Here is a 15,921-nt window from a genome sequence, read left to right as displayed (position 1 = left end):
CTTTTATTTCTAAAAAAAGTTACTTTTAAAATAAAAAGTGTTCTTCCTTAAATTTTAAATCGAGAGACTAATTGCTGAAGTTCTTCTGACATTTTAGATAATGCAATACTTGAGCTTGATATTTCTTGGAAGGAAGCGGTTTGCTCTTCTGTTGCTGCAGCAACACTCTCTGTTTTTTCTAACGTTTCACGAGAAGTATGAGCAATTTCCCCAACAGACTCTTGTACCTCTTGAACTTCTGCCGTAATTTCTTGCGTTGTTTCAGCCATCTTTTTAATATGATCTGCGATGGATTCTACACGATCTAAGATTTCCTTTATATGTTCATTTGTAGTATCAGATAATTTCGTTCCAGCATCTACATTTTCTTTTACTAATGACATATTTTTTTCCGTCGTATTGGAATGATTATGAATCGAGCTAATAAGTGAATGAATTTGACCAACTGAAGTACCTGTCATTTCTGAAAGTTTTCGGACTTCTTCTGCAACAATTGCAAAGCCTTTTCCATGTTCTCCTGCTCTTGCTGCTTCAATCGATGCATTTAATGCTAGCAAATTCGTTTGATTTGATATATCTTCAATGCTTGCTAGTACCTGATCGATTTCATTTGTACTTAAAACAAGGGACTTTAACCCATCGCCAGCCAAGTCAACAGATGCATGAATTGCCTCCATCTGTGTTTGCATTTCTACCAACGCTAATTCCCCATCTTTTGCTTTTTCTTTAATAAGTAGGGACTCAGTGGCAACTTCACTAGCGGTATTTGCTACATGCTTAATATTTTCCAAGGAATTATTAACCTCTATTAAACTGTTTTGAGTAAGTGAATCTTGCTTATTTCCATTCTCTGCAATGGTTTGTATAGCATACGCCACCTGCTCTGCAGCTACAGTTGATTGTTCCATACTAGAAGCTAATTCATCTGATGCAAGTGCCACGTTTTTAGAAGTTTGACCTACACTGCCTATCATCATCTGAAGCGATCCAACAAATGTGTTAAACGAATTTGCTAAATGACCGAATTCATTTTTCCCATTTACGTACACTCTTTGTGTTAAGTCACCTTCACCGGATGCGATATTTTGCAATTGACTATTTATTTTATTTAATGGACCCAAAATAGATTTGAGTAAAATAAAGCCTAAAACGATACTTAAACTAGTTGCAATAATAATAATAACGATCAATATCATTTTTGTTATTTCACTATTATTTTGATTTTGTTCTTCAAGTAGAATGACATCTTGATTGATATGTTCTACTAATTCATTCACAGCTGGATCTAGTACTTCTTTTCTCAATGTACGTAAATCCTCAAAATGGAGCTTTTCTGCTGAAGCTTTATCCTCCCTATAAACCGTGGACACTTGATCACTTGTCGTTAAATACGATTGAAGACTAGAGTTAAAAGCCTTGATCCCTTCTTCATATACACGATAATTCGATAGATTTTCCATTGTTTTCAAAGTTTCATTTATATCCGATTTTTTGCTATTGATTCCATCGATATATTCATTATTGCCTGTAAGAAGAAAGCCACGTTCATCATTAGAAATTCCAGCAATACGATATTGCAAATGCGTAACAAGACGCTGCATCTCTTTTGCATTCGTAAGCTCTTTACTTTTTGTTAGTAAAGCTTGCAGACTAGTACTGGTATATATGCCTATTCCTAAAATAGATATAATTAAAATGAAGAAAATTAGCGCTAATTGATATTTTATTTTCATTTTATCCCCCTGAGTTTTACTTGCCTTTTCACAAAGCTATTTTGATTATCATTTATTTCTTAGCTATGTACCTACTATATATCGGAGACATTTAGTTTTTATATAGTTTGTATACGATACCAATTTTCTTAAATAAGTATTTTTTATAAAAGATGTTCCAATACTTTTCTGAACATACAAAATAGACAACTTCTGAATAAAGTTGCCCTTTTAGAAAATCAATTAATCAATCTATTTTTTTAAAAATGCTTATATTATTTTAACACCTGAATTTTTCCATTATTCGTTTTCAATTTTACCAGATTCTCTCCATTGCCAATCACTGTGCTTCCTTTATATTTATCCAAAATGTTAATGCTACCGTTATCGACTTGGACAACAAAAGTGACATTTGTCGGCTCATTTTCTGTTTCAATTTCGATTCATCCATTATTCGTTTCTAATTGAATGGGTTGATTTAATGTAGTTGTTTTCATGGATATTCTTCCATTATTGGACTTTCCTTCAATGGTACCACTCACATGCTCCCATCAGACCATCGCTACTGGGAAAGATTTAGTTAAATATTATATTCAAGTGGCAGGATCTGAAGGGAAATCTTTATAAAATTAAGGAAAAGAGGAGTATATTATGTTATTAAATATGAAGCAATTATTAGAAGTTGCGCAAAAACATCAATTTGCTGTTGGAGCATTCAATGTAGCGGATAGTAATTTTCTTAGAGTAGTAGTAGAAGAGGCAGAAAGTAATAATTCTCCAACTATTATTGCTGTACATCCAACTGAATTGGATTTTGTAAAGGATGAGTTCTTTGCTTATGTGTTATCAAGAATAAAGAATAGTCATGTCCCATTTGTGCTACATTTAGATCACGGTGGGAATTTGGACGATATTATGCGGGCTATTCATGTAGGATTTAGTTCGAACCTTATGTCCCATTTCTTGACCAGCTTTTATCAATTTTTCTTTAGCTATATACGTATGGGCAATTCCAGAAGTGCACGCAGATATTCCAACAATATTCATCCTAATCCTCCTCCAATAAAAAAGTATTTATCAAGATTTTCCCTTATTATTAATTTTTAGTTAATACCTTTAAAAATTTACTCTTCGTTTGAAGTGTTTGAAACTTTGCAATTGTCTCTTCTTCAGCTAACAAGACAGCGACCTTTTGCAATAATTTTATATGAATAGTTGTTCTATCAGTGTCTTTGACTGCAAATAAGATAATAATATTAATAGGATTCCCATCTAGTGATTCCCATTCTATTAATGTTTTTGTTCTACCAATTGCAATGGATGTCTTTAATACATGCTCAGATTTGCCATGGGGGATGGCTCCCCCCTTTTCTAGACCTGTTACTCCTTCATTTTCGCGAAACATCACATCCTTTATAAATCCTTCTTTATTAGAAATACAACCGTTTTTAAATAATAACTCGGCTAACTCGTTAAGTACTTCTTCCTTCGTATTGCCTTGTAAATTTAAGTCTATAAGGTCTTCAGTTACAACCCTATTAAAATCCAATTCTTCTATTCTCATGTCCACTTTACACTCTCCTATCTTTCCATTTTCAACCGTTATTACTTTGTTGGTTGTAGTAGTCCTTAATGAATTGATCTATTTTAAATTTATCTTCTTGGTTTAAAATAGGACTCACAAGAATGGTTGGTTTATCAATAATACTATGTGTTTTCACAGTCGAAATCACTAGTTCTACATCTTCGTAGTCTGTCTGTTTTATTCGTTGTTGAGCTATAATTTTCTTTATATGGATATCAGGAAAAGTTCTTCTTATTTTTTCACTTAACAAATGAGAAGTACCAATTCCACTTGTACATTCTATTAATAAAGGAATCTGGTTAGCAAAATGATCATCATAAGATATCTGAAAATATAAAGTAATATAGCCGATTTCTTCATCCGTTATATACCTCACCCAATGCCCTTCTTCTATTAACTCATTTATGCTAACCTTTATTAAGCCAAATATATTGGTAAAGTTAGATTTAATCGACTTTAAAATTGGATTAATAATATATATCCGATGACTTAGTCTATATATCATTGCATGCATGTGCAAATTTAATCTTTCTAATAAAATAACTCATCATCTGTATCAAATTGGTACCAACTATTCTCTGTAACTCTCGCTATTAACCTATTTGCTAAAAGAATTACCTGTTCATTTTGGTAATGTTCTGTATCTTGATTCAATAAAAAGCGTGAATTAAGTTTATGCGCTTTCAAAATATAGTATAGAGAATAAATATCATATGCTTTTAATTGGATAGAAAAGCACTTTTCTATATCATCAACCAAATCTTTACATACATAATAGATACTAGCGTTATTATCTATCTCTTCAAATACTACTTCTTCGTTTAATATAAGCTTATTCCTTTGTTTTTCTATGATCGAGAGAAGGGAACAAAATAATGTTAAATAATAGGGCTGATCTAAACTTAAATCATGCTGTACTTGTATATCATGTAGTAATTTCTTAATTTTTAATAAATTATTATTTTTCACTTTTACTTTTTTTATAGAATCAGGAATATCATATTGACTAAAAGGATCTCCCATTTGAGTTAAGTATTTTTCAATAATCACCGCCATTAACCGATAAATCGATAGTTTATCTCCCTTTATAAATGTTCCTTCATTTGTTCTTATTAGTCTTAAGTTATATGGCATTAATTCTTTTTCAATATGTTTAAAGTCATTGAGGATAGAACTTTGGCTTACGATGTATTTCTCTGATATTTTCTGAATTGAGGTTTTACAGGGTGCAATCGACAGAAGGAATAATAATAGATTCAAACGACGTTCATCTGGATAATCAAATACTGTAGTTTCACTTTCTAGTATTTTCTTATTATTTTCTAAATAATAACCAAAATTTTCTTTTTTTATTATCCGAAACGGCATTGAATTTGCATCAATTATTTGTTGGATATCTCTATAAATTGTTTTTTTGGAAACTTCTAGTACTTCCGCTAACTCAGCAGCTGTTACATAACATTTCTCCTTTCTTAAGATATTAAGAATCATTTGATGACGCTCATTCATGACCTCACTCACGAATTACTTCACCTCTTTTCTAATCTCTATGCTACTATCTTATTCGATTGAAAATGGATACACAATTACAAAATTATGATGGATTTTGTGTCCCTATTAAGACGGGATTTTTTGTTTTAAGCTACTACATTGTATCTATCGGAATACTTAGGGAAACATTCTTCCTCTTTTTACGTATTGAAAAAAGTTTCCATTCTATCAAAAAAAAAGCAAGGAAACATAAAATCCCCCTGCTTCCTTGCTTTTTAAACCATCACTTTCATCGCCTCACTATAATGACAAGCAACCCATCTACCTTCCTTTACCTCTCTCCACTCCGGTACTTCCTGACACTTTTCTGTAGCAATCGGACATCGAGTCCGAAATCGGCACCCTGTTGGGGGAGCAATCGCACTTGGAAGATCACTATTTAATACAATACGCTCTCTCCGTCGTTCCACTTTAGGATTTGGGATTGGGATTGCAGATAATAATGCCTTTGTATATGGATGGAATGGTTCAGTATATAACTCCTCTGCAGGAGCAAGCTCTACAAGGCCCCCTAAATACATCACGCCTATTCGGTCACTGATATATTTCACCATTGATAAATCATGGGCAATAAACAAGTAAGTTAATCCTTTTTCCATTTGGAGCTTTTTCAATAAATTGACTACTTGTGCTTGAATAGATACATCCAAGGCAGAAATAGGTTCATCTAATATTAGAAATTCTGGATCTACTGCTAAGGCACGAGCAATTCCAATCCGTTGTCGTTGTCCACCTGAAAATTCATGGGGATATCTACTCGCATGCTCTTTTGGAAGACCAACCAATTCCAGTAACTCTTTCACCTTTTCCGTTCTTTCCTCTTTCGTCTGATATAATTGATGAATATCCATTCCTTCAGCAATTATATCTTCCACCGTTTTTCGAGAATCAAGAGATGCATATGGATCTTGGAATACCATTTGCATTTTCCGATGAATTGCCTTTTTTTCTTCATTCCTTACATTACCATTAATTTTCTTTTTTTGAAAAATAACCTCTCCATATGTTGCCTCATATAACTTTAATATGGTTCTGCCTGTTGTAGACTTTCCACAGCCTGATTCACCGACAAGCCCAAGTGTCTCCCCTTTCATAATATGGAAGCTAACATCATCTACTGCTTTTAGTGTTTGATTTTTATCTATTTGGAAATATTTTTTAAGATTATTCACTTCCATAATTGGTTCACTAGAAAGAAAACGCTTCTCCCTACTTTCTTCTATTTCCACAGATTTCTGAACTAACGAAATTCCCTTTTCATTTACACTAACAGGAGGAGCAATTTTAGGAGCTTTTTCATGCAGTAACCAACTTGCTGCATAATGTGTATCAGTAATTTGATACATTGGCGGTTCTAATTGATAATCAATAGCCATAGCGTATTCATTTCTTGCAGCAAATGGATCACCCTTTGGAGGGTTCATTAAGTTAGGTGGTGATCCTGGAATAGAGATTAATTCTCCTTTTGTATCTAAGTTTGGCATTGAACTTAACAACCCCCAATTATAAGGGTGCCTTGGGTCGTAAAATATTTCATCAACCGTTCCTTTTTCAACAATTTTCCCGGCATACATAATAGCAACAGAGTCTGCAATATTAGCAACAACTCCTAAATCATGTGTAATTAATATGATTGCAGTACCTGTTTTCTTCTGTATATCTTTTAATAGATCAAGAATTTGTGCTTGAATAGTAACATCTAGTGCAGTAGTCGGCTCATCTGCAATTAAAATTTTCGGATTACAAGCTAATGCCAATGCAATCATTATCCTTTGTCGCATACCGCCTGAAAATTGATGTGGATATTGATTATATCTAAGCTCAACATTGGGGATTCCAACTAGCTCAAATAGTTCTAATGCAATTTTCTTTGCTTCCTTTTGGGCTATTTTCCGATGCTTTCTGACGCTTTCTACTACTTGTAATCCAACTTTCATCGTTGGATTAAGGGCAGTCATTGGATCCTGAAAAATCATCGAAATTTCCGAACCACGTATGTTTTGCATTTTTCTTTCAGATAAGGAAACTAAATCTTGCCCATAGAATAAAATCTCTCCTTTACTGATATTCGAGATTCCTTCTGGTAACAATTTCATTATCGCTCTTGACGTCACAGATTTTCCTGATCCAGATTCTCCTACAATTGCTAATGTTTCCCCCTTCTTTAAAGTGAAATCAACTCCTCTAATTGCTTGAACTATCCCGGCATATGTTTTAAAGGAAATATGTAAATCCTTCACTTCTAAAATTGTCTCCATTTTCTATGCCTCCCCAAAAAGTCTATCTTCTTCATTATGTACTGCGCTCTGAAACTACTTTCTCAATTTGGGATCAAAAGCATCTCTTAATCCATCTGCTAAAAGATTAAAGCTCACCATTAATCCGGTGATGACAATAGCCGGATATATCAATAAATAAAATTGATTCCGCATGGAGTGGAAACCATCATTTATCAAAACTCCAAGGGAAGCTGCCGGTTCTTGTAATCCTAGTCCAATAAAACTTAAAAATGCTTCAGTAAAAATAGCACTCGGAATGGTAAACATCATATTAATAATAATTAAGCCAATCGTATTAGGAATCATGTGATTGACAATAATACGTTTATTGCCTGCTCCTAAAGAACGGGCAGCAAGAACGAACTCTTGATTTTTATATTTTAAAATCTGTGCTCTTACAATCCTAGCCATATTAACCCAACCTGTAATAACCATCGCAACCGTGATGGTAAAAATCCCCGGTTTCATCATCATGATTAATAGGATGACAATAACTAAGTGGGGAATTCCCATAAGAATTTCAATAACTCGCTGCATGAAGCTATCCACTTTCCCACCGATTAATGCAGAAATCGAACCAAAGGTTACTCCAATTGCTAAGTCAAGAACACTAGCTAAAAGGGCAATATATAAAGATATTCTGGTCCCTTCCCAAATTCTTGTCCATTGATCTCTTCCAAACTTATCTGTCCCAAGCCAATGTTCTCCATTAGGAGGTTGATAGGTTTTATCATAATCCGTTTGATAATAGGTATAGCCGTTCAGATAGGGGCCAAAAATCGCAAGCAAAAGAATTAGTAATAAAACAACTAAGCTAGCAATAGCCGCCTTGTTCTTTTTTATACGAATCCAAGCATCTTTCATAAAAGAAAAAGAGTGCTGCGATATTTGTTCTAGCTCCTCCTGTTTCCTTCCAACGACTTCGAAAAGTTCATCGGGCAGCTGATCTATTTTACGATTTGGTTCTGCCATTTATCTTCACCCCTTTAATCCGCTAATTCGAATTCTTGGATCTATCACACTATATAATAGATCGATAACAAGCATTGTTAGAATAAAAAAGGCACTGTAAAATAGTGTTACTCCCATAATGGTTGTATAATCATTAAACTTAATAGAGTCCACAAAGAGACTACCAATACCAGGAATACTAAAGATATTTTCAATAACCAATGAACCAGTTAAAATACTAACCGCAACCGGCCCGAGAATCGTGATAACTGGAATCATCGCATTTCGAACAGCATGTTTGATAATAACTCCCCATTGGCTGAGCCCTTTCGACTTAGCAGTTAAAATATAATCTTGCTGCAGAACATCTAGCATTTCTGTTCGCGTAAACCTGGAAACAAGTGCGATAATCATTAAAGATAAGGCGATCGATGGAAGAATAGAACTATCGTATCCTTCCCAAAACGCCACTGGAAACAACCCCCATTTCAAGGCAACTACATATTGCAATAGGGCAGCAAATACAAAGTTGGGAACAGAAACACCAATTACTGCAACGAACATCGTGACATAATCCCAAACCGTATTATGCTTTAAAGCTGCAATCATCCCTAGAATTAACCCAATAGATAATCCAAGTATGATAGCTTGCACACCAAGGAATGCAGAAGGGAGAATACGACTAGATAAAAGCTCGTTAACCGACTGTCCTTTGTAATAATAGGAAATTCCTAAATCCCCTTTTACTAGATTCACTAAGTATTTTCCATATTGTACATAAACAGGCTTATCTAATTCATATTTTGCAAGAAACTCCATTCTTGCTTCATCAGTGAGACTCGATAATTTTTCTTCATTAAAAGGAGAGCCCGGCAACAGCTTCATCAGAAAAAAAGTGATTGTTGCAATAATCCATAATGTAATGATTATATTTAAGATTTTTATGCCAATAAATTTCCCCATAAAAACACCTCTTCCCATGAAAAGATACTTAGTTTCTTCTAAAGAAGTTCCTCCTTAACTAGTTGGAGAACAATCTAATAGATTAGGAGGGAAAAATATCCCTCCTAACTCCTCCATGTTTATTTTTCAATTGTTACATACTTTAATTCTAGTGAACCACCAGGCGGTAATTCTAACCCTTTTACTTTAGGATTGATCATATATGCTCTGCCATCAAAGTAAAGTGGACCAACAATCCCTTTATCAATCAGTATTTTTTCTGCCTCGATAAATAAATCAATACGTTTATCTACATCTGTTTCTTTTTGAGCAGCTAGTACTAATTCTTGATACTTGCTGTCTTCAAAATAGCCTCGTGATGCGGAAGCTGGCTGTCCAAACCATTCATAGATGAACGTCATCGGATCATTATAATCTGCTCCCCATCTATTTACCGCAATCATGAAATCTCCCTCACGCATCGCTTCCAATCTTCCACTAAACGGCTTCGTGACGATGGAAACATCTACCCCTAAATTCTTCTTAAATTCACTTTGTAAAAATGTAGCCGTATCTTTCGAAACAGAATCATCTGATGCCAATAGTTCGATAGGCGGTAACTCTCCACTCTCTTTGATTCCTTCTTCAAGCAACTCTTTTGCTTTAGCAGGATCTGGTGTAAAAATATCACCTGCAATTTCACGATAAGTGGAGGAACTATTTCCGCTAATTCCAGAAGGAACTACCCCTGTTCCAGGCAGGGAACCATTATTTAAAATAGTGTCTGTTAAAATTTTCGGATCGAATGCTAATTGAAATGCTTGTCTAATTTTCTCATTATCAAATGGTTTTTCTTGTAAATTCACTTGTGTAAAATAAGTACGGAACATCGTTTCTGTTCCATAGCCTTCTTTATCTTTATAACTATTTACATCCGATGATTGTAAATAAACTTTATCAAGTTTCCCAGAATCATATAAATTTAGTGCGGTACTTGCTTCTTTAATAACATCTAAATTTACTTTATCTACTGCGACATTTTCCCTGTCCCAATATTCTTTATTTTTTTCTAATGAAACGCCTGTTCCTTGATCATAAGAGGTTAATACATAGGGGCCATTATAAAGAATGCTGTCTGCTGTCAGTGCATATTTGTCATACCCCACTTCTTCCACAAACTTTTGATTTAGTGGGAAATAAGTTACAAATGTAGTTAAATCAAGAAAGAATGGCGTAGGCTGGTTTAATGTCACAACCAGTGTTTTATCATCTGGTGCATCTACCGCAACAGCTGATTCATCTGCTTCGCCAGCATTATATTCTGCTGCTCCTTTTACAAACTGAGCAATAATGAAAGCATACTCGCTTGCTGTATCAGGATCTAACGTTTTTAACCAAGCATATTTGAAATCTGCTGCTGTAACAGGTTCTCCATTACTCCATTTAATTCCCTCTCTTAAATGGAAGGTATAGGTTAATGCATCCTCTGATATATCTACACTTTCAGCCATAGCAGGTTGAGGTTTATTATCCTTATCAAGTCGATAAAGCCCTTCAAGTACATTATTTAAGATGGTAAAAGATGTTCCATCCGTTGATTTCGTTTGATTTAAATCTGGTATATCTGATTCTAATGCCAGATTCAATGAACTAACTTCTTCATTGCTAGATTTTTCTTCTTCACTTGAGCTAAAGCCTGCACAACCACTAAGCAATAGCACTAATACTACAAGTACTGACACATTTAACATCCACCATTTTCGCATTGTTTTCCCCCTTATTATGTATATAGCATGTACACAACAAAAAAATGTTATATTTTCTGACAAAAACAAAATCAAAAAATGGATGAAAGTCATTAGATGTTACTTCTTATAACATAAAGTTATTATACTGCCCCTCATTATGGAGGTCAATTATAATTTGTAATATTTTGAAAATTAAAACTTCAGTCTAAGTAACCATACATTCTCCCCTATACACACCTAAATATTTGTCTCTATAACAAACCTCAGGATTTTACTCATAAGAAAAAAGGCGATTTACCAATGCTCGCCTTTTTAACCTGATAACTATTCATTTTTCCTACTAAGAGATATATGAATCTCTAAAACTACTTGTGGGGTACAACCACTGTATAAAAATATAAGGGGGCAATAATAACTTTTTCTCTTGGTGTTCTGATACAAAATCCGCTATTGCAATAGTAGATTCTACTCCTCCATGCAAGGATAGGAAGTAATTTAGCTGTTTCATTACCTTAATTAAGGTATCCAATGTCTCTTTATCTTTTCTTAAAAGTTTATAAGAAATTCCTAAATTAGACTTGATACCAAGCTGCTTTTGATGGACTGCAACCTCTTGAAATTGATTACTCTCAATCTGGTCTAGTTGCACAAAAATTTCATTATCTGCGTCTAACTTATAAACTCCATTATTAGGTATTCCTGTAACAACATCTTGGTTCAATTTAATAATCAAGGGCGATATAGCTTGAATAAATTCTGGTTCAAACTTGTCAAATACCTCAAATAAAATCTGCGCAAGCGTATTTTTGTGAAAAAGGGAATTTTGTGTTTTCCCTATGTTTTTATGATGTTTTTCAATGGAACACGAGACAATATGAGAAGTTGATGGTTGTAAATAATCTCGATTCATTTGATCTTGATAGGTTCCAAATATCCGTTGCATTAATTGATTATTCATCTCCATCATTAATCTGTTACTCCGTTTCTTGGTTTCCAATACTAAGTGCCCCAGGTTGGCATTCATGTCCTGCTAATGCATTGCCAAGATTTACTCCCAATGTTAAAGTAACGAGAACAACTATAGATACTATCATTTTTTTCATTCTTTGAAACACTCCATTTCTTTTATCTATTTGTATTTGTTAATGAAAGTTTATCTCAAATAACCTATTTATAAAAATAGGTAAAATTATACTATTTTTTCTATCATTTAATAAGTAATTTTAACCTGCAATTTTACTACTTATCTGCTAAATCATTCCTCATATTCTAGCGCCTTCATTAAATAGTCGGCAGCCTTTTTATATGCTTTCTTATCATAAAAATGATTACCAAGCTCTTTCGTAATTCTTTTAATCAAAATTCCTTGATTTAAATGAATAGCAGAATCTAGCATTTTTTGCATTCCTTTTTCATATAAACTTTCATTTCCCTGTAATTTCTTCACTGATAACCTTAATAAACATAATAAAATATTGTCATGCTTAAGCTGAAATTTTTCTGTAATCGTTAATGCTTTTTCTAAATATTTATCCACTAGTACCCAATCTTTTAGTTCAATATAGATTTCCACTAATCTTCTTAGTGGGTGAACAATTTGTAAATCTAATGAAGGGTCTTCAAAAATATTAATACTATTTAAATAATAGTTAATCGCTGACCCATATTCCTTTTTTCTTTCATAGACTCTCCCTATATTATGCTGTATCATCCCTTTGAAGCTAGTAAGTTTTTCATGTCCTTCCATTTCTATGATAATACGCTCTGCTTTTTTTAAACATTCCATTGAATTATCTAAATCATTATTTAGTTGATACTGAACGCCTAATGTAATTAATGCAGTAATGATATATTCTTTTTCCTCATATTTTTCAAAAATCTCATATGCTTTATTAGAATAATACATACTAATTTCTTGATTTGCGTGAGTTCTTTGCTTTATCAAACTAAGATTATAATAAAGCTTTGCAGCATCCAGACTATCCCTTTCTTTTAATAAATGATCTGCCTTTGTATAATAATGAACCGAATAATTAAAATCTTGAAGATAGTAAAAGAAGTTTCCACACGCCAGAAAATAGTAAAAGTATTCATCCTCTAACCCTTCACTCATTTCTCCTGAAATAAATCGTTTGGATAGGCTATAAATACTTCTTGCCTGCTCTATTTCACCTTTTGTCGTATAGTACCGTAACAGTACACCATAAAGGTGAAGGTTTACTTTTGTAGAGTTCAATTCTAGCGTTTGTATATGTAAATAAGAGAGATCTTCTTCTGTTATTTCTCCTTTCTGCTTATAACTTTCTACAATTCCCAACGTTTTTTCGTCTCTATTCGGGCTACTTAACTCGGTTAAATCATACCCTAGTCTTTTCGAAACTTTTCTTAGAAACTCTGCAGAAGGATTAATTTGTCCATTTTCAATTCGACTTAAATAAGTGATGGAACATATCCCTTCCGTAAGCTCTTTTTGCGTTAACTGTTTATGTATTCGCAGCTGCCTTATTCTTTCACCTACCATTTTGACCCCTTCTCTCCAAAGATCTATCTCTATTTTTCTATTATATATTATATCGCGCTTATACCATTCTTTTGAAATATAATAGCGTATGGACATTTTTTAATTTAGCTATACATTATGACGCTTTAAATTGGTTATTTCTATTAAAAATAACCAACCATCCATACGAAACTATTCGTGTGAATGGTTGGCTTTCTTCGGCTGGAATACTTATTATGTCCTCAGCATTTTTTTATCGTGTTTTCAATTTTACGCTATTGTAGACAGATGAGAAGTACTATTCCCTTTCCACATATGAACTATAAGCGCAAGTATCGGAAAGGCAATAGCAAAAAGCAGGGAAATTTCTGGACTAAATTGATAATAGCTATAGCTTCCAATCCAGGAACCAAAGGCTCCTCCTAAAAAGAAGATTGTCATATATAAACCGTTCAATCGATTCCTGATTGATGGGTTTAAGCTATAAATAACCTTTTGTCCTAATAGCATATTACCTGATACACCGATGTCTAGCACAATTCCTGAGATTACGATAAGACCTATACTTATATAAGAATGGTCCTTTACAAAAAAGAGGAGAAGGATAGAAAAAATAACTAGCCCCATTGAAACATTTGTCATTATATAAATATATCCTTTATCTGCTAACTTCCCAATATAAGGTGTCAATAATGCACCTGCAATGGCAACAAAACCAATGAGTGCAATTTCATTATTGGAATAATGCAAAGACTCAGATCGTAAGAGTATCGGCATCACTGTCCAATATAGACTGAATGTAGCAAATACACAGGCATGATAAAATGCTCGTTGCTGTAGAGGTGCTGTATCAAGTAATACTCTTACCATCGAACGCAATAAACCCGGATAGGTTATAGCAAGGCTGGATTCTACTTCAAAGTCTGGTAAAAATTTTAATAGTAATAATAAAATAGTAACTAAGAGCAGAAAAGAAAATAGATAAACCATTCTCCATCCTAGCCAATCTGTAATAGCAATAGAAAATGGGCGCGCAATCATAATTCCGATTAAAAGCCCACTCATTACTTTCCCGATATAATTTCCTGCTTCTTCTCTTGGTACAATTTTCATCGTTAACGGAACCAACATTTGTGCTGCACTTGCACCAATCCCAATAATGGTAACAACGAACAAAAAGAGAAAGCCATTTGTTGAGAATAAAGCGCCAATTAATGAAAGGATTGTCACTCCTAATAGTAAGATGATTATTTTCTTACTTTTGTATAAATCTGCCATTGGGACTAAAAAAATAAACCAGCACCATATCCTATTTGGGTTAAAGTTGTTAAAAGTCCGGAAGAATTAGAAGATATATGTAGATCTGCAGAAATAAATTGGATAATTGGCTGAGCATAATAAATATTAGCGACAACCGCTCCACAGCTAATCGCTAAAAGAAAGATGAGAAAGTTTGTTTTATTATTCATTTACCATAATTCCTTTCATTAGAATAGATGGTATATAATATAATTATTTTAAAAGGAAAAGTCTAGAAAAACAACTTCACTTTCTTCATTCTATGCTCAGTAATTTCTAATTAGAGATCAGCCTTTTCTTCAGGGCTAGCATCACCAAAGGAGCTTTACAAGTACATATCCTAAGATAGATAATACTATTGAACCAATCAAACCAGCTATAAACGGTTTTATACCGAGTTTTTTAAAGGTTTTTATATCTACATAGAGCCCCAATCCAGCCATTGCCATCCCAATAAAAATATATGCTGAATCGACTAAGTTTGCAGTAATTGTTTTCGTAACAATACCAAGCGTATTTATTCCACTCATAAATAGAAATCCAAAAATAAACCAAGGGAAAACAGAAAGAGATATTTTTTTCGATGTGCTTCCTTCTTTTTTATCAGAGAAGATCATTCCAATAATAATCGCTACTGGTACTAATAAGGCGACACGTGTTAATTTTACAATAACCGCTATATCCACCGTCGTTTTTCCCCCGATGGAAGCTGCAGCGATAACATGAGCTACTTCATGAAGTGTACTGCCTGCGAATATTCCATATTCTGTTGGAGTCAAAGGTAAAACAGAATAAAGAGCCGTATAGATTAATGTAAAAATGGTACCTAAAATAGCTACAGTAGCTGCTGCAACAGACGTCTCCTCCTCTTTCGCTTTTAATGGAGCAGCAATCGCAACTACAGCTGCTGCCCCACAAATAGCGGTACCACAGGCGGTTAATATTCCTAATTTTTTATCCACTTTAAAAAATCGAGTCAAACCATATACAAAACATAGGGTAAAGATAATTACAACTACTGCTACAATAACAACATTTACTCCAGAGTGATAAATATCAACTAAGTTAAGTCGCATTCCCAAAAGAATGATTCCTAGCCGCAGTAACTGCTTATTCGAAAATGCTATCCCTTTTTCGAATTTTACCTTTAACCCAAAGATTGCCCGCCAACCCATGCCTATCAATATCGCAAGCACTAATGGTCCCATAATAGATAGGATTGGCAGTGCATCTGCTAAATATTTTGCAAAAATAGCAATGACAAAGGTGATTCCAACCCCCATTATCCATCCACTTGGTTTTACTTGTGCCTTTTCGTTCGTCTCCATATGGACCCTTCCTTCTAAATTAGTTC

12 protein-coding genes and 4 pseudogenes are annotated in these 15,921 nt (G+C 33.8%); 1 reads left to right on the top strand and 15 read right to left on the bottom strand.

Annotated features, from left to right (window positions below; all coding sequences use genetic code 11):
* Positions 1–47: 47 nt before the first annotated feature.
* Positions 48–1,196 (bottom strand): methyl-accepting chemotaxis protein, encoded by a 1,149-nt coding sequence (locus tag ADJ83_RS23035; RefSeq protein ID WP_414630352.1) that lies wholly within the window; start codon positions 1,194–1,196, stop codon positions 48–50.
* A 1,167-nt stretch (positions 1,197–2,363) separates the two neighbouring features.
* Between ADJ83_RS23035 and ADJ83_RS23030 the strand changes: the two are divergent.
* Positions 2,364–2,687, top strand: a pseudogene (locus tag ADJ83_RS23030) (class II fructose-bisphosphate aldolase); the annotation flags it as partial.
* On the opposite strand, the pseudogene ADJ83_RS26405 reads toward ADJ83_RS23030, so the two are convergent.
* The 14 genes and pseudogenes from ADJ83_RS26405 to ADJ83_RS22975 form a co-directional block, all read right to left on the bottom strand.
* Positions 2,646–2,759: pseudogene (locus ADJ83_RS26405) on the bottom strand (PTS fructose transporter subunit IIB); the annotation flags it as partial. The pseudogenes ADJ83_RS23030 and ADJ83_RS26405 sit on opposite strands and share 42 nt — an antisense overlap.
* A gap of 49 nt (positions 2,760–2,808) precedes the next feature.
* On the bottom strand, positions 2,809–3,276 hold the full coding sequence (locus ADJ83_RS23025) for a PTS sugar transporter subunit IIA (RefSeq protein ID WP_031537255.1): 468 nt from the start codon (positions 3,274–3,276) through the stop codon (positions 2,809–2,811).
* A gap of 31 nt (positions 3,277–3,307) precedes the next feature.
* Complete coding sequence (locus ADJ83_RS23020; protein WP_031537256.1) at positions 3,308–3,673, bottom strand: hypothetical protein; 366 nt, start codon at positions 3,671–3,673, stop codon at positions 3,308–3,310.
* Positions 3,674–3,682: 9 nt separating this feature from the next.
* A pseudogene (locus ADJ83_RS26990) lies at positions 3,683–3,802 on the bottom strand (hypothetical protein); the annotation flags it as partial.
* Between the two features lie 26 nt (positions 3,803–3,828).
* Positions 3,829–4,818, bottom strand: coding sequence for an HTH domain-containing protein (locus ADJ83_RS23015; RefSeq protein WP_031537257.1), 990 nt, complete (start codon positions 4,816–4,818; stop codon positions 3,829–3,831).
* 245 nt (positions 4,819–5,063) lie between these two features.
* On the bottom strand, positions 5,064–7,106 hold the full coding sequence (locus ADJ83_RS26620) for an ABC transporter ATP-binding protein (RefSeq protein ID WP_035416393.1): 2,043 nt from the start codon (positions 7,104–7,106) through the stop codon (positions 5,064–5,066).
* A 54-nt stretch (positions 7,107–7,160) separates the two neighbouring features.
* Positions 7,161–8,099 carry an ABC transporter permease gene (locus ADJ83_RS23005; RefSeq protein ID WP_031537259.1) on the bottom strand — a complete coding sequence of 313 codons (939 nt, stop codon included), beginning with the start codon at positions 8,097–8,099 and terminating at the stop codon, positions 7,161–7,163.
* Positions 8,100–8,105: 6 nt separating this feature from the next.
* Complete coding sequence (locus ADJ83_RS23000) at positions 8,106–9,041, bottom strand: ABC transporter permease (RefSeq protein ID WP_031537260.1); 936 nt, start codon at positions 9,039–9,041, stop codon at positions 8,106–8,108.
* A gap of 119 nt (positions 9,042–9,160) precedes the next feature.
* Positions 9,161–10,786, bottom strand: a complete 1,626-nt coding sequence (locus tag ADJ83_RS22995; RefSeq protein WP_031537261.1) for a peptide ABC transporter substrate-binding protein — start codon at positions 10,784–10,786, stop codon at positions 9,161–9,163.
* A 322-nt stretch (positions 10,787–11,108) separates the two neighbouring features.
* The gene (locus tag ADJ83_RS22990; protein WP_031537262.1) at positions 11,109–11,735 is read right to left on the bottom strand and encodes a hypothetical protein; all 627 of its coding nucleotides are present in this window, start codon (positions 11,733–11,735) and stop codon (positions 11,109–11,111) included.
* Between the two features lie 7 nt (positions 11,736–11,742).
* Positions 11,743–11,871, bottom strand: coding sequence for a hypothetical protein (locus tag ADJ83_RS26615; protein ID WP_268817860.1), 129 nt, complete (start codon positions 11,869–11,871; stop codon positions 11,743–11,745).
* A 152-nt stretch (positions 11,872–12,023) separates the two neighbouring features.
* Positions 12,024–13,289 (bottom strand): helix-turn-helix domain-containing protein, encoded by a 1,266-nt coding sequence (locus ADJ83_RS22985; protein WP_031537264.1) that lies wholly within the window; start codon positions 13,287–13,289, stop codon positions 12,024–12,026.
* Positions 13,290–13,538: 249 nt separating this feature from the next.
* A pseudogene (locus ADJ83_RS22980) lies at positions 13,539–14,737 on the bottom strand (MFS transporter).
* Between the two features lie 141 nt (positions 14,738–14,878).
* On the bottom strand, positions 14,879–15,895 hold the full coding sequence (locus ADJ83_RS22975; protein WP_031537265.1) for a YeiH family protein: 1,017 nt from the start codon (positions 15,893–15,895) through the stop codon (positions 14,879–14,881).
* Between the last annotated feature and the right edge of the window lie 26 nt (positions 15,896–15,921).

Source organism: Bacillus sp. 522_BSPC, from assembly GCF_001076885.1.
GTDB lineage: Bacteria > Bacillota > Bacilli > Bacillales > Cytobacillaceae > Niallia > Niallia hominis.
This window is presented reverse-complemented; position numbering and strand designations above follow the sequence as displayed.